This window comes from Bacillus sp. YKCMOAS1, assembly GCF_030268125.1.
GTDB lineage: Bacteria > Bacillota > Bacilli > Bacillales > Bacillaceae > Bacillus > Bacillus safensis.
The window spans coordinates 37,186-59,728 of record NZ_BSEI01000002.1; the positions used below are offsets into that span (position 1 = coordinate 37,186).

The following is a 22,543-nucleotide window of genomic DNA, read 5'->3' on the forward strand; positions in this document are numbered from 1 at the left end:
GTCCGATTGACTGAAGCAAAAGTACGAGAACTGCTTTTGATCCTGTACCTTTTCAGAGACAAAAGAATTGTTAGCGCTTTCTTTTGTACTCCCATCATATCGGATGGAAGAGACGTTTATGATGAGGCTTTTGTCATAAATTTGGAAAAATAGTTTGTGAAGTAACAAAAAAATCCGCACAATAGCGGATTTTTTCTTAGCTGTTACAGAGACACATTAATTTTCGCAGATTTCTTTAGTTTTTCAATTTCTTTTTGTACTTCTTTCTGCTTTTCTTGTGATTCTAGCTGTTTTTTAATTTGTGATTTAACCTCTTTGTATTCTGGTGCTTTTTGCTTTTGTTTTTTCATTTGGTCTGCGTATTGGTCATAGTACGCTTTGACGTCTTTCTCAGAGACGGAGGCTGATTTGATTTCTTTGTCGACATATTGGCTGTACTTGATGCTGTCGGCAATGTCACTTTTCAGCTGATCCAATGTAAGTCCGCTCTTTTTCAGTGCTTCTTCGAATTGAGCGTTGTCTTTAAACTGTTTCTTTTCTTCCTTTAGCTGCTTATCTACTTCTTTGTCAGAGGCTTTGAAGCCCTTCTTCTCAGCATCTTGCAGGATGAGCTCTTGGCCTACAAGCGCATCAATGGTTTGTTTCTTGACTGCTTTCTCGCCTTCTTTAGAAGTTGGGTCTTGCCCGGACTGCTGAAGCTGGCCTTGGATAGTAGATAAGGCGCTATTGTATTCACTGCCTGTGATTTTGTCTTTGTTGACGGTCGCAACGACCTTTTGATCATCGATTTTTTGTGCGTCTAATTTCTTTTGCATCTCTTCCATTTGCTTTTGCTGCTCTTTTTGATCAGCCTGTGTTGTTTCCTTGTTTTTGGCTGAATCGTTTTGCTTATCTTGTTTGGCATCGTTTGACGAGCAGGCTGCAAGCCCAACAGATAACAGACAAGCGATGAGTGTATATGATACCTTTTTCATCATTTTCTCTCCCTTCGGTATGAGAACATCTAGTGCGCATTCTAACCGTTTTAGAGGAAAAATAAAACCGTACAGACGATTTGTTAGCGGATTGACATGTTTTTTATCTGTTTGTCCTCATTTTGTCTTCTCATAGTCATCATATGACAAACTTAATCGTGGAATAACTGTTCCATCACTTCGTCGATTTGGGTGATCGGCTGGCGGCAGCTGTAGTTTTCGCAAATATACACGGTGGTGCTGCCGTCGATTGTTTTGTAATCTTTTGCAAATGGTGCGAGCTTGGCTAAGTCATTTCCTGTTTCGGCGGTCAAAATGATATCAAATGGCATAAATCGTTTCCGAATCGCCTGTAAAAGCCGTTCTTTTTCCGGATCTCCGTTTTTCCCAAGAATGATGATTTCTCTTTTTGCCGCATATTGACTCAAGAGCCCTTGCAGAAACGCTGTGTGTCCGCTTGGGTAGGAAGAGACATCGACATAAAAGGCTTTGAACATCTGTTCTAATGTTTTCAGCCAGTCTTGACGTCCAGTCATTCTGCTTAGCTTCAGAAGCTGGTGGAGTGCGGTGCTGTTACCAGAAGGCATGGCACCGTCGTACACTTCTTTTTCTCGAACGAGGAGCGCTTCCGCATCTGAACCTGAGAAGAAAAAGCCCCCTTTTCCCTTGTCCCAAAACAGCTCAAACATGTTCTCCGCAATGGCTTTGGCTTTTTCCAGCCAATCTAATTCAAAAGTCGCTTCGTATAAAGACATATACGCTTTTAGCATATGCGCATAATCCTCGATAAAGCCGAGATGCTTCACGTCACCTTCTCTGTAGCGGACCATAAGCCGCTCATGTTGAACAAGATGTGTTTCTAGAAAAGACATCGCCTGCTGCGCCATAAGAATCGCTTCCTCTGAATCAAAGACCCTTCCTGCTTTGGCGAGGGCTGCGATCATCAGCGCATTCCAGGATGTGAGCACTTTGTCATCTACAAGCGGCGCAGGTCGCTGCTGTCTGACTGATTGTAAAATGTGTCGGGCTTCTTGCAGCTTAGAGTGAAGTGTATGGTCATCAATTGAAAATGAGGCCTTGATGTCCTCAAAAGAGGTGGAAATGGTATGAGGGATGTTCTCCCCTTCAAAGTTCCCCTCTTCTGTGATGTGATAGACTTCGCAAAATAAAGCGCCGAGCTCCTCCCCTAAATGGGTGATGATCTCATCTTTTGACCAGACGTAATATTGTCCTTCTTTCCCTTCAGAATCTGCATCTATCGCTGAATAAAAGGAGCCGCCAGAATTCATCATATCTTGTTTAATAAATTGGATCAGGCGTTGGGCAAGTTTTTCATACTCAGATTTTGTGGTGAGCTGATACGCTTCTGTGTAAGCTTCCATCAGCAAAGCATTATCATACAGCATTTTTTCAAAATGCGGCACAAGCCATTTTTCATCCGTCGAATAACGAGAAAAACCGGAACCAATATGGTCATATATACCGCCATTTGCCATCCCATCTAACGTTTTCGTGACTGCATACAGCGCATTCTCCTGCCTTGTCCATTCGTAATAGCGCATCAGAAATGAGAGCATATGAGGTGCAGGAAATTTCGGGGCGGAGCCGAATCCGCCATACAGTGTATCAAAGCTGTTCATGAGCTGATAATAGGCTTTGTGAATTGCCTCTTGAGACAGCGTATTTTCTGTCTGCCCGGCTGCTTTGATCCGCAGGTTATTTGTTGCCTTCTCTGCCAATGATTCAATATGATCTCGGTCGTTATGGTACGCATCTAGCAATTGTGTCAGTGCCTCGATGAAGCCAGGCCGCCCGTATGCACTTCTCTTTGGAAAATACGTCCCCGCATAAAAAGGCTTTTGATCCGGCGTGACAAACACGTTGAGCGGCCAGCCGCCTTGCCCTGTCATCATCTGACAAACAGACATATACATAGAGTCGATGTCTGGACGCTCCTCACGATCGACTTTGATTGAAATGAAATGCTCATTTAAGATGTCAGCGACTTGTTGATCTTCAAAGCTTTCGTGTGCCATGACGTGGCACCAGTGGCAAGTGGCGTAACCGATGCTGACAAGCACAGGTTTATTTTCACGTTTGGCTTTATCGAATGCTTCTTGCCCCCATGGGTACCAGTGAACTGGGTTGTGAGCGTGCTGAAGGAGATACGGTGATTTTTCATGGATGAGTGGGTTGGTTGTTTGGTTGTTTGGCATGGAATCACCTTCCTTTCTAAATGTTTTTAGTATTTTCTTTTCTCTATTTAATATATCAGATTGCTGTTGCCCGTCATCATTTGTCTGTGAGGTATTCTCAAAATGAAAAAAATCAAGGGCTATAAACCCTTGATAGCTATATCAATCGTAATGCTTTAACAAGATGGCTGAATTATGTCCTCCAAAACCAAAAGAATTGGATAGCCCATATTTCAATGGAAGCTCCCTCGCTTCTAATACAACATCTAAATTGCAGTCTGGATCTTGATTCTCTACATTAATAGTTGGCGGAATCATTCCTCGTCTCAAACTTTCCACTAAAGCAATGGCTTCTACTCCGCCGGCAGCACCAAACATGTGCCCAGTCATTGACTTGTTTGCCGTTGTTGGAATTTCACCTGAACGATCACCAAATAATTTCTTAATCGCTAGAACTTCTGAACGATCACCTACTTGTGTACTTGTTGCATGAGCACTAATAACATCAATTTCATCTGTTGATATGTTTGCACTTCTCAATGCTTTTTTCATGGCTAAGTAGGCACCCTTACCTTCTGGGTGTGATGCTACCATATGATGAGCGTCTGAACTAGCTCCGTATCCCACTACTTCACATAATATCGGTGCATCTCTAAGAATTGCGTTTTCTAATGATTCTAATACTAAGATACCTGCGCCTTCACTCATCACAAAACCATCTCTATCTGTATCGAATGGACGGCTCGCTCGACTTGGATCTTGGTTTCTAGTAGATAGTGCATGTGCGTTTCCAAAACTGGCCAAAGATATTTGTGAGACGGCAGCTTCTGCTCCACCGGCAAATATAATATCTGCATCATCATTTCGGATCGCATTGAAAGCTTCACCAATAGAGGTGTTCCCAATAGAACAAGCTGTGACTGGTGACAATGATGGCCCTTGTGCCCCTAATCTTATGCTGATTTGGGCCGCAGCCGCATTTGAAATCATCATGGGGACAAGGCTGGGGCTTACTCTTGAGGGACCTCGTTTATCTAATACATTCACTTGATCAACAAGCGATTGGATACCCCCGATTCCTGAACCAACATATACGCCCAAACGTTCAAGATCAACTTGATCTAACTGTAATTGTGAATTTTCTAATGCTTGTTCGGCTGCTGCTAAGGCAAACTGACTAAAACGATCTAATCGTTTTGCTTCTTTTCTTCCCAATATTTTATCTGCATCGAAATCACGAACGATTCCGGCTATTTTTGTTTTATAATCAGTTGTATCAAAAGAATCAATGAGAGATATTCCCGATTGTCCTTTCATTAGTTGATTCCAAAAGCTATTTACATCATTTCCAAGTGGAGAAATAATTCCCATTCCAGTAATGACAACTCTTTTCATGATCATTCCCTCCTTGTTTTTATTAACTTTAGCCATTGTGTTATCCTATTACAAGTTGTTGTTTATCCTAGTATAATTAATAATATTTTAAAGGGAGATCTTCATGAAACCTGAAACAAGACTTCAAGCATTATCAGAATTTCTAAAAAACCAACGTTCGAAAATTACGCCCCAAATGGTTGGTTTACCTGTAGGAACCCGTAGAAGAACACCAGGATTAAGAAGAGAAGAAGTGGCTCAACTAGCCGGTGTGAGTCTTACTTGGTATACATGGTTAGAGCAAGGCAGAGATATAAAAGTATCTACTTCGGTATTAGATGCGATTTCTCGAGCATTACAATTAAATAACGATGAAAGGAGATATTTGTACGCTTTAGCGTTAGAGGAAGGAGTGAAACAATCCTTTATCATTGAGAATGAGAAGGAAATCAGTCCGGCTTTAGTGAAAATGTTGCAGGAGCTTCGTTATTGCCCAACGATTATATCTGATAGAAGAAGTCAAATTGTTGGCTGGAATCAAGCAGCAGCTAATGTATTTTTGGACTTTGAACAAATCATCCCGGCAGAAAGGAATATCATACGCTTACTATTCGCAAGAAAGGAATTTAAAAGTCTAGCCGTGAATTGGGAGCATTTTGTTAGAGGATATATCGCCATATTTAGAACGTATTATGGACAGTATGTGGCTGATGACTGGTATGAGCAATTTATCGAAGAAATGGAGCAGGCATATCCTGAGTTTCGTAAAATTTGGAATGAAAATGAGATCAGCTATGCGCCTGAAGTATTAATTGAATTTCGTCATGCTAAGGCAGGTAAAATGTTGTTTAATCTCACTTCATTACAAGTGTATGGGGATACTGATTTAAGATGCAGTGTCTATACTCCAGTTGAGGATACTGATACGGAGCTTAAGTTAAAACGTTTGATTGAAGGCTAGCTATTGTTTGGATGAAGTTATTATGGCTATTAAATATAAAATAGATCCTATGCCGTCAGTGATAAGTGGGCATAACCGATGCTGATAAGCACCGGTTTATTTTCACGTTTGGCTTTGTCGAAGTCTATTTGCCCCCCCAAGCCTATAACGTTTCTGGTAAATGGTGTTTATACATCTCAATCGCATCTGTATGTTCTTTTAAAACGCTCATTGTTTTTGGATGTGGTTTATCATATATCAAAGGATAGTCGACTTCATCTAATTCTTGTTGGGTATGAAAAGCTAATCTTTCATGATCAAGTGAGAATTGAGCATCAATTCCTGTTTTGTTGCCGCGAGAGTCTAATCGAATCCATTTATTAAGTGAATGAAAAAATACAGCATTTAATGCGTGAATACAATATCCTTTATCTGGCGTATCGAACAACATTAACCGCTGGTAACAGAAACCTGTGGGTATTCCTTGTGAGCGCAATAGAGCAGCTAATAGGTTGGACTTTGCATAGCAAATTCCCTCTTTATAAGTTAATACCTCAGATGCATGACAAGTCACTCGTTTGGATTGGATATCCCATGTATGGGGAATTTCATCTCGAACAAACTCATAGGCTGCTTTTGCTTTTTCTATTTCTGTCTGCAAAGGGTTGAAAAGTTCATTTGCAAGTGTACAAATAATAGGATTAGAATAATCAACTTCATTTAATTCAAGTAAATAATCATTAAAGTTTTTCGATTCACATTTCAAATTCATTTCTTCACTCCCATATTCTAATAAATGTTACTACATTATAGAACATGATCAGAAATATATTAAGAAAGAATAAAAGAGATTACTACTCAGTATAGTTTGAATATTTATAGAGTGCTATGAAAAGATGTAACACAAATTATGATTAGTTCTCTGCCTTAAAAATATGTAGTGACATCAATTTCAGGTCTTAACCTCACTAAAGTTCCTTCGTAAAAATTCATTAGTTAAACCCAGGAAAATTTGAAAGGTCTGAGACACTGTTTAAAAATAAGATTATGGCAAAGCTATCACTATAATCATTATCATGTTTTTAAATGGTTTCTTAACGAGCACCATTGACAAGGTTCCGACTATAGTAAAAATTACAATCAAAAGTGCACCTAATGCAATCCACCTTGTAACCCAATAACCGATAATTAAAGCTACTGCAGTAACTAATTCTTAGATACCACGAACCCATTGTGGTAGTCTCAGCGTTTTAAATTCTTCGATAGCTGTTTTATCGCTTGTTAATTTTCTATAACTTGCATAAGAAACATAAATATCAAAAACGTTTGCATAATAATCATGACAATATGCATTGTGATTATTAATAGATATTAGAATAGTATGATTTAAGATTTACGTATGGTTTATAACGATATCCCTTTTAGGCTGGAATCCGTACGTATGAGACCTGCTAAGAGGACAAAAATCAAATTAATTGCCCATAAGTTCCGCACTTACTAGTACCATAGCTATATTCGGCTCCAATGCGCCCCCATTTTAATTAAATATATCTCTCGTACTGTCATCGCCTATTCTTTCTCGCACTCTATTGCCTGTTACTGATAGATAAAAAACTTTAAGTCGGTTATTTTTTTGCATAGGATCATCTGCCCTCGTTTGTCTTTATTCTTCTTTAATGTAACATAAGTATTTAATAAAATACCTCCATCTAGATGTAACATGGGTATGTTGTTTTTTGTGGAAGTGAGTAAAACATTTAGCAGTGAGATATTATTTATAGGCTGGAATTTGGATTTTATGAAAAGTTTGAATCATTAAAGGGCTTCAAGAACCTTAGTAAATAAAGAGAAATCCCCTTTATATTACTGGTTATGTGTAGATCGTTGATCCTCAGCTTTGATAATCATGATAATTTGCCTACAATCATTAGCTTTTAAATTATGGGGAGTTTCTACTTTGAAAATAATGAATTAGTAACAATAAAGCAACAACTTAAATAAATATTAGACTTGTGATTATATTTGTTGTAAAATTGTAAAAACTAAGAAAAATACCCATTTAATAGTTTGGATATTTAGACTTAAATTCAAGTGAGACTTTTATTTTTTAAACAGTTTCTTTTGGGAGGGTAAAAAGAGTGAGTTTCGAAGAGATAAAAACTAAATTTATTGATAAGGCAGCTAATATTGGTGTAATAGGCTTAGGGTATGTTGGTTTGCCATTAGCTTTGGAAATCGCTGATTCTGGATTTTCTGTATATGGAATAGATGAAGATGTAAGAAAGATAAATAAACTATATCAAGGAGAATCTTATATTCAGGATATTCCTTCCTGCAAAATTAAGGAGAGTATTGTTCAAAAAAATTTTTTTCCGACTAACGATAAAAGTATTATAAAGAAACTAAATGCAATTATTATTTGCGTACCTACTCCTTTAACTGAAAATAATGAACCAGATATTACTTACATAACGTCTGCTCTTTATTATATAAAAAAATTTATGCAAGAAAATTTATTAATAATACTAGAAAGTACTACATATCCAGGAACTACTGAAGATATTATTCAAAAAGGAATTGAAGAGTTGGGTTATGTGGTAGGAGAGAATTGTTTTTTGTGTTACTCTCCTGAACGAGTAGATCCAGGCAATTTAAAATATAATACTAAGAATACGCCAAAAATTTTAGGTGGGACTACAAGAAAATGTGAAACTTTGGGTATGTTGTTGTATGAATCATTTGTAGATGAAGTTATTCCAGTATCGTCACCAAAAATTGCTGAAATGAGCAAGTTGATAGAAAATACATTTAGAAATGTTAATATAGCTTTTATTAATGAAATGGCTATTTTAGCAGAAAATTTAAAAATTGACATATGGGAGACAATTGAAGCAGCAGGAACGAAACCCTTTGGGTTTATGAAATTTTTTCCTGGTCCAGGGATAGGAGGGCATTGTATTCCTCTTGATCCTATGTATCTATCATGGAAAGCCAAAGAATCAAATTTCACTTCTAAATTTATAGATTTGGCTTATGAAACAAATAAAAATATGCCTAAATATATTCATGACAATATCAGTAAAGCCCTTTTTGAATATGGGAAAATAATAAAGGGATCAAAAATTTTGATTTTAGGGATCGCATATAAGGCTGATATAAATGATTTAAGAGAGTCACCAGGAATAGAATTGTATGAATTATTAAAGAAAAGTGGAGGATTGATAGATTTTAATGATCCTCATGTAATGGAGTTTGAGGATAATGAAGGAAGGCTATTAATATCTAAACCTCTTAACTATGACCTGTTTAATCATTATGATTGTGTTGTATTAATAACTGATCATAGCGAATATAATCGTGAATTGATCTTACAAAACACTAAACTCATAGTAGATACTAGAAACTTCTTTGAAAATTATAGAAGTGAGAAAATATTCAAGTTTGGATCTGTATTCCAAGAAATAAAAGAAAAAACAAAGCAATGAAGATACTCTCATTACTTTGTTCTAGTAATTAGTGACGTTGTAAAAACTCCAATCGATTACCGAATGGATCATTTACATAAAAACGTGTAGCTCCCTCTAAAGGTTCATCTTCTGTTATTTTAATATTGTTTTCAATTAATCTTTGTTTTAATTTATCTATATCTTTTAGCTTGAAAGCTGGATGTGCTTTAATTGCGGGGATAAAGTTTTCCTGAATACCAATATGAAGCTCATGGGTGCCGCATTGAAACCAAACTCCTCCGCGCTTTTTGAGATTTTCCGGTTTGGGTATTTCATCCATTCCGAGTATTTTTGAAAAAAATTCTCTGCACTCATCTTCACTACCTTTAGGAGCTGCAATTTGAACATGATCAATTCCAACAAACATAAGTTTCTCCTCCACAACGTTATTTGATATTCTTGCAATATAAACTTACCATAATTTTTTAATTTAAACAAAAAATTGACAAAAAAATAAATGCAGGTTAGAATTTTCGGGAATAATCTGAAAATTTGGCGGTGGGCAATATGATTCTAAAGGACATAACTGTATCCTTTGGTCCGACGGGTGAAGAAAATATTGTATTGGCAGCTTTAAACTATACTGTGAATGAAGGGATTGTGCAGGGGATAATAGGGTCTAGTTCGAGCGGGAAATCGACTTTAGCAAGAATTATGATTGGAGAAATTGCCCCATTGACTGGTGAAATAGTGAATACCAAAAAAGGTAAATCAATAGGTTTATTAAGCAAAAGACGAAAAAGAAGGTTAAGTTTAATTACTTTTAAAAGAAGGGGTAAGTGTTTTAGTGCCATTGAAAGAATTAAAAGTAATCCTCCTCAAATATTGATTATCGATGATATTGAAGATTTTGATTTTAATAAGTTATCGGAACTCTTGTATAACAGAAGAGCAAATTGTTTCACAACAATTCTTTTATCCAATAACTTTATGATTCTTAAAAAACACACATCAAATATCGTTTATCTAGAAAACGGTAAAATCAATGTCTAGCTTATACATTATGGAGGTTGTAATGTCTAAACAGTCAGAGTTAATAAATGCATTTTGTGGATCCGCCCCCGGATGGCCTTTAGTACTGTATTTCCACCATGTACATCCAACTTTAAAACACTATACCAGTATTACACCTAAAGACTTTGAGGAGGGTTTAAACTTGTTATTGAACAATTTTAAAGTAATAGACCCTTCCGTTATAAGTAAAAGGTCTTTCGATTGGAATCCTAAAGAACCATCAGTATTAATTACGTTCGATGACGGGTTTAGAGACACATATGATTTTGCATTACCTTTACTTAATAAGTATGAGGTAAAGGCTATCTTCTTTTTGACAACAAATAATATAGGCATAAAATCTTTGTGTTTAAATCCCTGGAAAAATTATTTGTCATGGACTGAAATAATTGAATTACATAGTATGGGACATACTATAGGTGCACATACCTTGTCACATTCAGCTTTAAATAAATTATCAATGAAAGAGGCTAATAATGAAATTATAATTTCAATAGATACCTTAAAAAGTAAGTTTAATAGAGATTCTATTCATTTTTCTTATCCTTACGGCTTATTACCCCGATCGGAAATAAACTTCCCTGAGGATACTTTAGCATTTGGGACAGTTAAAGCACCAGCACAATCGTGGGAAAAAATAGATACTAATATTCGCAGGACCTATCTTCCTGCTAGGCAAAATCATGAATGGGAAAGGTTGGTAGATAAATGGAGAATGCAATGGTACGGGTAACAGTGATTATCCCTACTAAAGATAGGGAACATGATCTTAAAAGGTGTTTACAAGGATTATTAAAAAATAATGTTGCATTGATTGAGGAAATAATCATTATCGATGATAATTCTAAAAAGCCTCTTGCGATAAAAGAATTTGATTTACCTTTAAAAATAATAAGAAACAGCAAATCAATTGGTGCAGCTGCATGTAGGAATAAAGCTGTAGATTTGGTTAAGTCTAAAATAATTGCTTTTCTTGATGATGATGCTATACCAACTCCTGATTGGATAGCTACTGCAATTTCTTTTCTCGAAAAAAGAAAATGTGGGATTACAGGAAGAGTACTCCGCTTTGACCGTGGTATTGTATCAAAAGCAAGACAGGAGAGATATAACATGAGGTACAAAAATCTAAGAAGAGGAGATAAAGTTGATTTTTTTTCGGGCGGTAACAGTGCGATTTGGACTGATATTTTTAAAAGGGTTAATGGGTTCAGTCGCTTATCTAGCGGTGGAGATAACGAAATAGTAGGAGATTTAGATGCTATTGGTTATGAAATTTGCTTTATTCCCGAATTAGTGATTTTACATAGGAATAGCAAAGGTGTAAAGCAGGCTGTTAAGGAGGCTTTTAAATCTGGAAGAGAAAAATCAGATGCTATTTGCTGGAAAACCTTTATTAAAGAAATAGTAAAGTTCCGAAACTTATATCAAGGATCTTTAATCGTTTCATTATTTAATGGATGTTTGAACATTATCCATTTAACTGCTCGACTATCCGCTAAGAAAAAAATAAGGAGAATAGATTAAATGTCAATAAATTTAGCATTAATTGGTTATGGGACGGCAGGAAAGCAGCATGTTGAAGCTATCAACAGTACCGAAGAAGTAAATCTTATAGGTGTTTTTGAACAAGATAAAACTAAACGAATAGATAATTATAAATCATATTCTAGTTGGCAAGATGTTTTAGATGATCCAAAAGTTGACGCAATAGCTTTTTGTGTTCAACCTCAATTTAAAACAAAAATGGCTATTGAAGCTATGAAAAAAGGTAAATCAATTTTATTAGAAAAGCCCCCGTGTCTTAGTGAAAAAGAATTAGATGAATTAATTGAATACTCAAATATTTATAACAAGGTTATTGGAGTAATGTTACAACATCGTTACCAGTTACCAAAAGAAGTGTTTGATATTGAGTGGGGACCTGAAACAATAGCTACATTAGAAGTATCAAGACCACGAGAGATGAAAAGGTATTTTAGGTCTTGGCGAGAAAATCCAAATTCAGCTGGGGGTGGAATTACGACTCATATAGGTATTCATTACATTGATATTGCATCAATTTTATTAGGGAAACCGGTCTCCTTTTTATTTGAAGGTATACGTAACTATCAATATGGCTTAGATATAAGAACAGCAGGAATAATAAAATTTAGTAATGGATCTGTACTTACCTTAGCAGTAACAGCTGAGGCAAAAAAAAGAAACGAACGAATAATAATATATGATCGAGATAATGTATTTACTTATATAAACGGAACTGTATATTTAGAAAGCGGTATAAATCAGAAGCAGATTTATCCTAAGAAAACAACAGTTGATTTAAGAAAGTTAGTGTATGAGGATTTCTCTTACTCAGTAAAAATAGGGAAACGCCCAGAAATATGTAATATTGAAAATTTTAGAGGAACGATAAAAATTATTGAGAAAATGAATTCTAATATAAGGGCACTAAAATGAGTGGATATGTGGGGTTTTCAACTAATTGTTTTCCTGAGAAAACTGCAGATGAAATACTTGCTTATTTAAAAAAACTTAAATGTAATACCCTAGATTTAAGAGTAGGTAAAGGACAAAAATGGGAGGAAAAGGGATGTGATTTTTTTATTGAAAATGGAATAAAAATTGCATTTATAGGACTAGATTTAGTTCTGGGAAAACAATTTTTTACCAAAGAGCTAATAAAGGAACTGTTAACTCCCTATAAAAATTTAAATGTAAAAATAAAAATATTAGCTCATAAGTCTTGTATGAGTGAACACAACAAGATGATTACAATACAGCAAATTTCTGAAATTAAAAAAAATATATTGAATAAGAATATTTTAGTGGAAACTCATTATGGTTACGCTGATATAGATACTTTGCTAACATTACACCAAGAAAATGGCGTTGATATTCTTTTGGATATTATGGGCCTCTTTAAAATTTGCAATGATATTGAAAATATTAGTTTATTACGCTTGAAAAAAGCTGTAAAAGCAATGCAAATAAAAGGATTTGATTGGTGTAATCCAATAAATTCTCGGCATTTACCTTTAGAGAAAATAAATTTAAATCCATTAAAAAAATTTTTTGAGCTGTTAGATAATCCATCTATGTTTATTACAATTGAAACGCGCTCTAACTCCTACGAAGAAGATTACTTAATTACTAAACAACTACTTAATCAAATAAATACTTAAGATTGGAGGTATTGACGGTGAATTTGGCCATAATCGGAGATGAAATCGATCAAGATTTAGATAATGTTATTTCCACAGTTCAGGAATGCGATTACAAAGGAATTGAGGTTAGGTCTGTATGGAATATAAGACCAGATCAACTTAACGATGAACAATTGGACTCTATTAGATATAGTATTGAAAAAAAGGGTTTGAGTATTGTTGGTTTTGATTCCCCTGTTTTTAAAACGGCAATTCCCAAGACAATAAAGCAGATAGAAGAAGCGAGAGATAGTTTTTTACATGCAGTTCATCAAGCGAGAATTTTAAAAGCCCAATTCATTAGAGTCTTCTCATTTTATAGAAAAGAACAACCTGAGCCAAAAGAGGCGGGAAGAATAATGAAAGGTATTATTGAAGATATTATACCAAAGGATATTATGATTCTTGTGGAAACTGGAATGAGAACGAATACACCTTCAATAGTACAAATGATCGATTTTTTAGAAGTATTAAATAATAATAGAGTAGGTGTACTTTGGGATCCTGGAAATACAGTTTATTCTGGATTTAATAAAAATCCATTTCCTAATGATTATAAATTAGGGAGAGATGTTATAAAGCACATTCATGTAAAAGATTCCAAAGGTCAAAAAGAATACGTCAATATTGGCGATGGAGATGTCCCATGGAAAGATATCGTGAAATTTTTAACTAATGACGGTTATGATGGTTGGTTTTCACTTGAAACTCACTGGAGACCAGATCGTATAATTCCTCAACAGATAAGAGATAATCCTTGGTATGATGAATTTTCAAGAGGAGGGTATGAAGCAAGTTTAAAAAGTATGAAAGAGTTTGCTTCATATTTTAAATAAAAATATGAATGTCTTACAAAAAAATAATCCTGTATTTTTATTGGGAGTGCAACGGTCAGGTACAACAGCATTATCGTATTCCTTGAACCATGAGTTTAACAAACATGGCGGTCTATTTACCATTAATGGGAAATTGATTTACTTTTTACAAAGATGGCTTACTGATGACGATATCGCTTTTGGACATTTTAGATCTGATGAAATTTCTTTCGCATTAAGAAGAATTATGCCCAGCGGAATTGGAGTGGAAAATTGGTTAAAGAAAGTCGATTTCGCTCTTCATGAAGCAGCAGCTTTGGTAGCTAACGGGACTGATTTGGATGCTGTTAGTTTGTCACGTCAAATCATTATGAAAGCTTATGAAGACTATATATTATGGGGCGATAAGTATAACGAGTATATGCATCAAATACCGTATATTGATAAATTGTTTCCGGATGCCAAATATATACTGCTAATTCGCAATCCATTTGACGTTTCAAATTCCATCTTAAACTGGAATAAAAATAAGCCATGGCGTCCATTTAACTCTACCAATAATTTAATAAAATGGAAGAGTTGGCATGAACCAATTATTTCAATTATGCGCAAGTGGGAAAAAGATAAGTATCTTATAATTGAATATAATGATCTGTGTGAAGGAAAAGAGACAGTACGTTTAACAAACTTTTTGAACATGTCATTTCATAATACGCTCAATAATTTAAAAATAAATAAAAAAAATTCCGATTTTTCAGTTGATTTATTACCGCCTACAATAAGAGACATTTGGCTTGAATTGATCAAAAATAGATAGTTTTCAGAATATAACCCCAATTATATTTACAATCTTTTTATATAATGTTAAAATAAACCACGAAAGTATTATTTTAACTATAAAGGAGGTGAGATAATATGAAAAAGAAAAAAATCGAAAAACTTTTAAATATTAAAGGAAGTGTATCTGTAATTAGCAAATAAGTAGTTTTAAAGAAACAAATAAGGCAAATTATTTAACATTTGCCTTATTTGTTGTTTGGATCAATATATAAGGGGCTGTCTACTATGGTTCAAATGGTCAATTCAACAAACTTAAAAAAATTCATTTCTCAAGTTTTGCAAAGAGTAGGTTTACCTATGAGAGATGCCGAAATTACATCAGATGTTTTGGTTAGTGCTAATCTTTGTGGTATTGATTCTCATGGAATTTCATTAATTGAGACTTATATTAAGCGAATTAAAGAAGGTGGAATTAGGATTAATCCTAAGAGGAATATTGAAAAACTTAATGACATGTTAGAAATGATAGATGCTGATGGAGGAATAGGTCCGGCAACAGCATCTCTAGCTACAGAAAATGCTGTAAAAAAAGCTAAAGAAGAGGGGGTTGGGATCGTTATGGTTAAAAACAGTAATCATATTGGTATGCTTGGATATTATGCTAATATGATTGCTGAAAATGAAATGATAGGTATAGTATTGACGAATTCAGGACCAAACGTAGCTGCTTGGGGAGGGGCCGAGGCTGTATTGGGTAATAATGCAATGGCAGTTTGTTTTCCTGGAAGGCAAGAGAATTCTTTTTTACTAGATATTGCTTCTGGGGAAGTTGCTTGCGGTAAAGTAAGGGCAGCTGTAGAAAAAGGAGATGAAAAAATACCTTTGGGCTGGATTGTTGACAAAAATGGTAAAAATACTGATAACCCGTTAGATTTTTTAAATGAGGGGGTAGTTTTGCCATTCGGTAAACACAAAGGATACGGCATTGGCATGTTAATCGATTTGTTTACTGGAGTATTAAGTGGTGGGCTATACGCTTCTCAAGTAAAAAGACAAAGGGCAGATTATTCCTCAGTTGCAGAATCTTCACATACTTTTATTGGAATACGTATAAATATTTTTATGGAATTAGAACAATTTTTTAATAGAACGGAGGATTGGATTTCCTTAATTAAATCTTCAAAAAAAGCAGAAGGAACTGAGGAAATTTTAATACCTGGTGAACGTGAGAAAAGATTTTATCAAAAAAAAATAAAAGAAGGGATAAGTTTAGATCAGAAGCAAATAGAGACATTAAATAATTTGGGGAAACAATATAACATAGATACTCGGATCTTGCAAAAATAAGATAGGAGTGGGTAATATGATTCCTTTAGTAGAAGAGCGATTAAATAAGAAAATCAAAATTAAAAATAAATCCAGGAGTGATTTTTCTTTTAGAATGAAAGTTCAAGAAGAGAGGTTGCAGGAGCTTTTGAGTTATGCAACACAAAAAGTTCCGAAATTTTTAAATTTAGAAAAAGAAAATTCGGTAAATCCAAGAATTCTATTGAATGAAATATCTACAGTAGATAAAGAACAAATTATAGATAGTTACGAAGATTATGTATCGGATGATATAAATAATATAAATGAAAATGATTGTTATGTTACAAATACCTCAGGCTCTACAGGAACCCCCTTTTCTTCTATACATAATATTGAATCCTATTATGAGGGACTAGCTAACCTTATGTTCATTTTAGATGAATATAACATAACGGAGCATCCAAGGATTTTAAGAATTGCTGGAAGAATTAATGGATTTTCAGATAAAACAGAAGAAACTTTACCATTTTTCAGTTTAGGTTTAATAGGTATAAATGGTTCTTTAGGTAAGTTTGAAACAAGTATACTGAATCAAATTATAGACTTTAAGCCAAATATTATAAGTGGTCATGGTTCTGAAATCCTCTTATTATACAAAATTTTCGAAAAAAATCAATTACTTCATAAACTAAAGGGCATTAAATTACTAATATGCGGTGGAGAATCTTTAACAAGTCAAACCCGAAATTACATAAAAAATGCCTATAAGTCGAAAGTAGTTGATACTTATGGGATGCAGGAAATAGGAGATATAGCAGTCCAGTGTTCGTCCATAGAGGATCATTATCATATTTATGAGGAAAGTGTAATTATTGAATTAATTGATGAAGATGGAAACTTAATAAATGAAAAGAATAATCAATCAGGAGAATTCGTGGTTACTGGATTAATAAACAAATATATGCCATTTATGAGATATAAAACTGGGGATACGGGTTTAATATCAAGTAAATGTCCTTGCGGATATAAAGGTGAAACAATTAAATTACTTGAAGGTCGAAAAATGAATCCGGTTGTTTTGAAGGATGGTGATTTATTAAATACGTATGTTTTAAAGAGAGATTTGGAAGATATAAATGTCGTTTGCTTCCAATTAAAGCAGTCAATTCCAGGGGAAATTGATATTAATATTGTAATTAATGAAGAAAAAAACAAAGTAGATATATTTAAATACCGAGAAAAGTTAAATTTAGAATTAGGATGTAAATTAGACATCAGGTTAAATTTTTGTAATATCGAAGATTTAATAGGGAGTAATGGGAAAATAAAGTCTTTTTTATGTAATGTTGAAACGAGTTAAATCTGGAGGAATTACTATGTTAAATAAATATAGTTCATGGTTATACGTATTAACCGTTCTTTTTTCCTCAACATCTTCTTCAATGTATATAATTGCTTTAACTTGGATTCTATATGAAACATCAGGTAATGCATTCTATTCTGGCTTAATGGTTGGAATTGGTTTTATCCCAGGATTGTTAGTAAATCTCTTTTCAGGAGTTATTATTGATCGCTTAAATAAAAAAAAAATTATCATTATTTCTTTATCAATTCAGAGTTTAATGATTTTATTTCTGACAATCTTTATTGCTACCAACTCATTAGTTGTTTGGACAATAATTACATCTCACGTAATAGTCCAATTGTTGAGTTCAATTATTAGACCTGCTATGCAGGCCCTTATTGTACAAACTTTTTCTAAAAAAGAGTATACAAAGATCATTGGGATTTCAACAAGTATCGGTGAAATAGGATGGATTCTTGGGGTTAGTTCCACAGGATTTTTATTTATATTTTTAGATGCAGTATATATTTTTTTGATAATATTAATAATTAGCCTCCTATCTTTATTATCTTTATCTTTTATAAAATCTATTAATGTTAATTCAATTCAATTAGAACGGGAGAAAAATTCGATATTATTCGATCTTAAAGATGGTTTTAACTATTTATTAAAAAATAAGATCATCTTAGGACTTTTTGGAATTGGATGTGTTGGTCAGCTAGTATTGCATTCAAACACCGGTCTACTTTCTGTTTATACTAAGACATATCTTGGTAAACCAAGCTTTATATTTGGTTTATTGGAAGCAGCCTTGTCTACTGGGGCGATAGTTGCAGGTTTAATTATTTCATGGTTATTTTTAAAAACAAAGTCTTTTGTCCCGACTATCTCTATAGGTGTTGTTATTTTAGGACTTTCTCTCCTTTCTTTTAGTAGAATTATTATTTTTTCTTTTTTTGGTATTTTCTTTTTAGGCTTTGGTACTGCTTTGTTAAGAGTAATTACACAATCCATACAACAAATGATTACTGATTCATTATATCATGGTAGAATGGCCAGCTACAGAATGTTTATTAACCAAGGATCTGTAGTTATAGGAAGCCCAATACTAGGACTAATAAGTGAAACTCATGGAGCTAATTTCGCTTACATGGTTTTACTAATACCAACCATTATTGCTTTGATATATGCCATAGTTTTTCTCAAACAAAAAAGTACTCAAAAATTAATCTCATCAGTTATTTCTAGATAAAGAGATATTAATAAATATAAAAAAACAAATCTTTTTATTAATATTACAGTTAATCTGACACTATTTTTTGCAAAGGATGTGTTACACATAAGAAAAAAATTCATTTTATTCAGACGGTTATTTAAAATTTATATGAAAGAATAATGGCAGGAGCTCTACTTCTTCACCAACACATATTGTAAGTTTTCTAATTCGAACATATCAATCAGATCATCGATCTCTTTAAAATCGATATGTTTTCCATACCGTTTTTTGCTTAGGTCAATTTCTACATCCAATTGATCGTCCTTTTCTTTCGTTTCGAGTTCATTTAGACAAGAATAGATTTCGATGGTTTCTCCTTTTGATAGCTCTTTTTCAATGAATTTAAAAAGTGCACGAAGAGAATGAATGATGTCTAATTCATAAACAAAAGGATGCGTGAATTTGTTTCTTACCGCTTCATAGACAGGATCTAGATCATCAATGTGAATGCCTTCGAAATCCTCTTCTGTTTCAAATACTTCTATCAAAAGTTCTTCTTTTTGATAGGTTTTTGGCTTTTTTTGATTTTTATCAAACATGTTGATATTGAGTTCAGAGAATGGTTTATAGGTAGGATTTTGACCAATGGTACCAAGCGGCAGTTCTTTGTTTGATCCAATATAATGCTGTAAAGTCATGGGCTGTCCTCTTTTCTTTCAATGATTTCTCGTTCGTTGATTATTTTCTTTTTATCAATAAATGGTGGAATGTGCAATTATTTTCACATACTTTCTCTAAAAAAGAGAAGGACAAGTCGCTTGACTAAATACCTCTTAGGGTATAATATCTGTTCATAGAAAGAATAGAAAGGGGTACTTGTGCATGGAATATAATCAACAGATGAAGAACCGTCTTCGCCGGATTGAGGGGCAGATTAAAGGGGTTCTTGCGATGATGGAGCAGGGAAAGGATTGCCGCGAGGTGGTGACGCAACTGTCTGCATCACGCAATGCCATTGATCGTGCAATGGGTGTGATTGTGAGTACAAATCTTGAGCAATGTGTCCGTGAAAGTCTTGAACAAGGCAAGGATACGGAGGGTCTTGTGAAAGAAGCGGTTGAGTTATTGGTGAAAAGCCGGTAAGAAATTCTTCAGCCTTTGGAGGTTGACGGATTTTTTCACTTGTTATAATATACCCTTACCGGTATATGTATATATTTTTTATTTTATTTATACCCCTATGGGTAATTGAAAAAGGAGGAGCAGAATGGAAGAACAGAAAAAACGCACGACGATTGTGCTATTTAGTGGAGATTATGATAAAGCGATGGCGGCTTACATTATTGCCAATGGTGCAGCGGCCTATGATCATGAGGTGACGATTTTTCATACGTTTTGGGGGCTGAATGCCTTGCGCAAGGATGAGTTGGTGCCAATGAAAAAAGGTTTTTTAGAAAAAATGTTTGGTAAGATGATGCCGCGCGGGGCTGATCGAATGGGCATTTCAAAAATGAATTTTGCTGGTATGGGCCCGAAGATGATTAAGCACGTGATCAAAAAGCACAATGCGATGACCTTGCCGCAGCTCATTGATATGGCGAAGGAACAGGAGATTAACCTCGTGGCATGTACAATGACGATGGACCTTTTAGGGCTGCAGGAGAAAGAGTTATTAGATGATATTCAATATGCTGGTGTGGCGGCGTATTTAGCTGAGGCTGAAATTGGGAATGTGAATTTATTTATCTAGTGAGGTGTTAATACATGATTCAAACACTTTTGATCATCATCGTCATTGGTTTGCTGGTGAGCCGTTTTCTCCCTGTAAAGGGTATAAAACAAATGGATGCAGCCGATATGAAACCTCAATTGCGTAGGCAGCATCAACAACTGATTGACGTTCGGTCTCCTGTAGAATTTCAAACAAACCATATTAAAGGATTTCGCAACATCCCATTACATCAGCTAAAAGAACGAGCAAATCAGCTTGCGAAAGACAAAGAGGTCTATGTGATATGCCAAAGCGGGATGAGAAGTATGCAGGCAGCGAAAATATTGAAGAAGCAAGGATTTACACATATTACAAACATCAAGGGTGGTATGAATGCTTGGCATTAAGTACGTATAAAAATATACCCCCACCCCTATATAAAGGAGGACATCACGTGCAGCAACCAACTGTCATTTTAGATGCAAAAGGATTGGCATGTCCGATGCCGATTGTGAAAACAAAAAAACAAATGAATGAGCTATTACCTGGAGACGTGCTTGAGGTGCAAGCTACCGATAAAGGATCAGCAGCGGATCTAGCGGCATGGTCAAAGAGTGCCGGCCACGAATTTTTAGGAACAAAAGTAGAAGGACAGGTGCTTCATCATTTGATACGTAAGGGTGGAGTGCAAGAGAAAGAAGGGGAGTCAATGATTTCGGAAATGTCTTTGAATACGTTCCAACAGAAGGTAAAAGAAGATCAATCTTTGTTTATTTTAGATGTACGAGAACTGGATGAATACGAGGCGGGTCATATTCCAGGAGCTGTTCATATCCCGCTTGGAGAAGTCGAACACCGTGCAGAAGAATTGAGCCAGGATACGCTTATTTACCTCATCTGTCATTCAGGCAGAAGAAGTGAATTAGCCGCGCAAAAGTTAAAAGAAAAAGGATTTCAACAATTAGTGAATATAGTGCCAGGCATGAACAGCTGGACAGGAGAGATTGAAAAATAGGAGCTGAATAAAACGATGTCTGTAAAAGCAATGACAGCAGAACAGTTAACAAAAAAGATTATCAACAAAGAGCCCATCTTTTTGTTAGATGTACGAAACGAATCAGATGTACAGGACTGGAAGATTGAAGGAAAAGCCGTTGATTATATCAATGTGCCTTACTTTGAGCTTCTTGATGGCGTAGAGGATATGGTCGAGAAAGTACCAACAGACCGAGAAGTGCTCGTTGTGTGTGCCAAAGAGGGCTCCTCTATTATGGTGGTGGAGATGCTGTCAGAGGCGGGCAGAACGGTCAGTTATTTACAAGGTGGTATGAAGGCATGGAGTGAGCATGTCGAGCCAGTGAAGATTGGTGATTTAAGCGGCGGTGGAGAGCTGTATCAATTTGTACGAATGGGTAAGGGATGTCTGTCCTATATGATCATGTCAAGTGGAGAAGCCGCTGTTGTGGATGCTGCTCGAATGACGGAGGTCTATATCGATTTTGCGAAAAAGCATGATGTTTCGGTGGCGCATGTGCTGGATACTCACCTTCATGCGGATCATATTTCTGGTGGGAAAAAACTAGCTGATCAGAAAGGAGCTGCCTACTGGCTGCCGCCAAAAGATGCAGAAGAGGTAACCTTTGAGTACAAACATCTTGAAGAAGGACAGCGGATAACAATTGGGACGTCTTCCATTGACATTCACCCTCTTTATTCCCCGGGACATACGATCGGCTCAACATCTTTTATCGTAGACAATCAATTTCTTCTTTCGGGTGATATTCTGTTCGTTGATTCTATCGGAAGACCTGATCTTGCTGGACTGGCGGAGGACTGGGTAGGTGATTTGAGAGAAACACTTTATGACCGATATATGGCGCTTTCGAAAGAATTAATTGTTTTACCTGCGCATTTCATGGTCATGGAAGAAGTGAATGAAGACGGAAGCGTTTGGAAGGAACTTGGCGTTCTATTTGAAGAAAATCATGGACTGAACATTGAAGATGAAGATGTATTTAGACAAATGGTCACGAAGAATCTTCCTGCACAGCCAAACGCCTATCAAGACATTCGGTATACCAACATGGGGAAATTGACTCCAGACGATGAAGAGCAGCGGGAAATGGAAATTGGTCCAAACCGTTGTGCGATTCGGTAAT

General features: G+C 35.3%; 23 protein-coding genes. 17 read left to right on the forward strand and 6 right to left on the reverse strand.

Annotated features, from left to right (window positions below; all coding sequences use genetic code 11):
• Positions 1 to 203: 203 nt before the first annotated feature.
• The 3 genes from QSJ46_RS05255 to fabF form a co-directional block, all read right to left on the reverse strand.
• The gene (locus QSJ46_RS05255) at positions 204 to 974 is read right to left on the reverse strand and encodes a SurA N-terminal domain-containing protein (protein WP_024424429.1); all 771 of its coding nucleotides are present in this window, start codon (positions 972 to 974) and stop codon (positions 204 to 206) included.
• Positions 975 to 1,126: 152 nt separating this feature from the next.
• Positions 1,127 to 3,190 carry a thioredoxin domain-containing protein gene (locus tag QSJ46_RS19580; RefSeq protein ID WP_352230642.1) on the reverse strand — a complete coding sequence of 688 codons (2,064 nt, stop codon included), beginning with the start codon at positions 3,188 to 3,190 and terminating at the stop codon, positions 1,127 to 1,129.
• A 141-nt stretch (positions 3,191 to 3,331) separates the two neighbouring features.
• On the reverse strand, positions 3,332 to 4,564 hold the full coding sequence (gene fabF / locus QSJ46_RS05270) for a beta-ketoacyl-ACP synthase II (RefSeq protein ID WP_024427471.1): 1,233 nt from the start codon (positions 4,562 to 4,564) through the stop codon (positions 3,332 to 3,334).
• 103 nt (positions 4,565 to 4,667) lie between these two features.
• Here fabF and QSJ46_RS05275 point away from each other — a divergent pair, with 103 nt between their 5' ends.
• On the forward strand, positions 4,668 to 5,504 hold the full coding sequence (locus QSJ46_RS05275; RefSeq protein WP_047204154.1) for a helix-turn-helix transcriptional regulator: 837 nt from the start codon (positions 4,668 to 4,670) through the stop codon (positions 5,502 to 5,504).
• 142 nt (positions 5,505 to 5,646) lie between these two features.
• On the opposite strand, the gene QSJ46_RS05280 is transcribed toward QSJ46_RS05275, so the two are convergent.
• Positions 5,647 to 6,255, reverse strand: a complete 609-nt coding sequence (locus tag QSJ46_RS05280; protein ID WP_285604406.1) for a transglutaminase-like domain-containing protein — start codon at positions 6,253 to 6,255, stop codon at positions 5,647 to 5,649.
• Between the two features lie 1,366 nt (positions 6,256 to 7,621).
• Here QSJ46_RS05280 and QSJ46_RS05285 point away from each other — a divergent pair.
• Positions 7,622 to 8,968 (forward strand): nucleotide sugar dehydrogenase, encoded by a 1,347-nt coding sequence (locus QSJ46_RS05285; protein WP_224930049.1) that lies wholly within the window; start codon positions 7,622 to 7,624, stop codon positions 8,966 to 8,968.
• Positions 8,969 to 8,996: 28 nt separating this feature from the next.
• Here the strand turns inward: QSJ46_RS05285 and QSJ46_RS05290 are convergent, their stop codons facing one another.
• Positions 8,997 to 9,356 carry a VOC family protein gene (locus tag QSJ46_RS05290; protein ID WP_024427468.1) on the reverse strand — a complete coding sequence of 120 codons (360 nt, stop codon included), beginning with the start codon at positions 9,354 to 9,356 and terminating at the stop codon, positions 8,997 to 8,999.
• A 140-nt stretch (positions 9,357 to 9,496) separates the two neighbouring features.
• On the opposite strand from QSJ46_RS05290, the gene QSJ46_RS05295 reads away from it, so the two are divergent.
• From QSJ46_RS05295 to QSJ46_RS05340, 10 genes are all read left to right on the forward strand, one after another.
• Positions 9,497 to 9,982, forward strand: a complete 486-nt coding sequence (locus QSJ46_RS05295) for an ATP-binding cassette domain-containing protein (RefSeq protein WP_024427467.1) — start codon at positions 9,497 to 9,499, stop codon at positions 9,980 to 9,982.
• 163 nt (positions 9,983 to 10,145) lie between these two features.
• Positions 10,146 to 10,736, forward strand: a complete 591-nt coding sequence (locus QSJ46_RS05300; protein ID WP_224930051.1) for a polysaccharide deacetylase family protein — start codon at positions 10,146 to 10,148, stop codon at positions 10,734 to 10,736.
• Positions 10,712 to 11,530, forward strand: coding sequence for a glycosyltransferase family 2 protein (locus QSJ46_RS05305; protein ID WP_285604407.1), 819 nt, complete (start codon positions 10,712 to 10,714; stop codon positions 11,528 to 11,530). The genes QSJ46_RS05300 and QSJ46_RS05305 overlap by 25 nt, the downstream gene beginning before the upstream one ends.
• A complete protein-coding gene (locus tag QSJ46_RS05310; protein ID WP_224930056.1) occupies positions 11,531 to 12,463 on the forward strand; it encodes a Gfo/Idh/MocA family protein in 933 nt (310 codons plus the stop codon). It abuts the gene before it with no gap.
• The gene (locus QSJ46_RS05315) at positions 12,460 to 13,188 is read left to right on the forward strand and encodes a hypothetical protein (protein ID WP_224930059.1); all 729 of its coding nucleotides are present in this window, start codon (positions 12,460 to 12,462) and stop codon (positions 13,186 to 13,188) included. The genes QSJ46_RS05310 and QSJ46_RS05315 overlap by 4 nt, the downstream gene beginning before the upstream one ends.
• 17 nt (positions 13,189 to 13,205) lie before the next feature.
• Positions 13,206 to 14,045 carry a sugar phosphate isomerase/epimerase family protein gene (locus QSJ46_RS05320; RefSeq protein ID WP_224930062.1) on the forward strand — a complete coding sequence of 280 codons (840 nt, stop codon included), beginning with the start codon at positions 13,206 to 13,208 and terminating at the stop codon, positions 14,043 to 14,045.
• Complete coding sequence (locus QSJ46_RS05325; protein WP_285604408.1) at positions 14,026 to 14,841, forward strand: sulfotransferase; 816 nt, start codon at positions 14,026 to 14,028, stop codon at positions 14,839 to 14,841. Before QSJ46_RS05320 ends, QSJ46_RS05325 begins: the two co-directional genes overlap by 20 nt.
• 248 nt (positions 14,842 to 15,089) lie before the next feature.
• Positions 15,090 to 16,151 carry an Ldh family oxidoreductase gene (locus tag QSJ46_RS05330; RefSeq protein ID WP_285604409.1) on the forward strand — a complete coding sequence of 354 codons (1,062 nt, stop codon included), beginning with the start codon at positions 15,090 to 15,092 and terminating at the stop codon, positions 16,149 to 16,151.
• Between the two features lie 16 nt (positions 16,152 to 16,167).
• The gene (locus tag QSJ46_RS05335) at positions 16,168 to 17,472 is read left to right on the forward strand and encodes a phenylacetate--CoA ligase family protein (RefSeq protein ID WP_024427459.1); all 1,305 of its coding nucleotides are present in this window, start codon (positions 16,168 to 16,170) and stop codon (positions 17,470 to 17,472) included.
• A 16-nt stretch (positions 17,473 to 17,488) separates the two neighbouring features.
• The gene (locus QSJ46_RS05340; RefSeq protein ID WP_285604410.1) at positions 17,489 to 18,709 is read left to right on the forward strand and encodes an MFS transporter; all 1,221 of its coding nucleotides are present in this window, start codon (positions 17,489 to 17,491) and stop codon (positions 18,707 to 18,709) included.
• A 155-nt stretch (positions 18,710 to 18,864) separates the two neighbouring features.
• Here the strand turns inward: QSJ46_RS05340 and QSJ46_RS05345 are convergent, their stop codons facing one another.
• A complete protein-coding gene (locus tag QSJ46_RS05345; RefSeq protein WP_224930075.1) occupies positions 18,865 to 19,371 on the reverse strand; it encodes a hypothetical protein in 507 nt (168 codons plus the stop codon).
• A 184-nt stretch (positions 19,372 to 19,555) separates the two neighbouring features.
• Between QSJ46_RS05345 and QSJ46_RS05350 the strand changes: the two genes are divergently transcribed.
• From QSJ46_RS05350 to QSJ46_RS05370, 5 genes are all read left to right on the forward strand, one after another.
• On the forward strand, positions 19,556 to 19,816 hold the full coding sequence (locus QSJ46_RS05350; RefSeq protein WP_003217059.1) for a metal-sensitive transcriptional regulator: 261 nt from the start codon (positions 19,556 to 19,558) through the stop codon (positions 19,814 to 19,816).
• Positions 19,817 to 19,940: 124 nt separating this feature from the next.
• Positions 19,941 to 20,423, forward strand: coding sequence for a DsrE/DsrF/DrsH-like family protein (locus tag QSJ46_RS05355; protein ID WP_039176122.1), 483 nt, complete (start codon positions 19,941 to 19,943; stop codon positions 20,421 to 20,423).
• 14 nt (positions 20,424 to 20,437) lie between these two features.
• Positions 20,438 to 20,791 (forward strand): rhodanese-like domain-containing protein, encoded by a 354-nt coding sequence (locus QSJ46_RS05360; protein ID WP_285604411.1) that lies wholly within the window; start codon positions 20,438 to 20,440, stop codon positions 20,789 to 20,791.
• A 47-nt stretch (positions 20,792 to 20,838) separates the two neighbouring features.
• Positions 20,839 to 21,399 (forward strand): sulfurtransferase TusA family protein, encoded by a 561-nt coding sequence (locus tag QSJ46_RS05365; protein WP_058837228.1) that lies wholly within the window; start codon positions 20,839 to 20,841, stop codon positions 21,397 to 21,399.
• Between the two features lie 15 nt (positions 21,400 to 21,414).
• Positions 21,415 to 22,542 carry an MBL fold metallo-hydrolase gene (locus QSJ46_RS05370; protein ID WP_285604412.1) on the forward strand — a complete coding sequence of 376 codons (1,128 nt, stop codon included), beginning with the start codon at positions 21,415 to 21,417 and terminating at the stop codon, positions 22,540 to 22,542.
• Position 22,543: the final 1 nt, after the last annotated feature.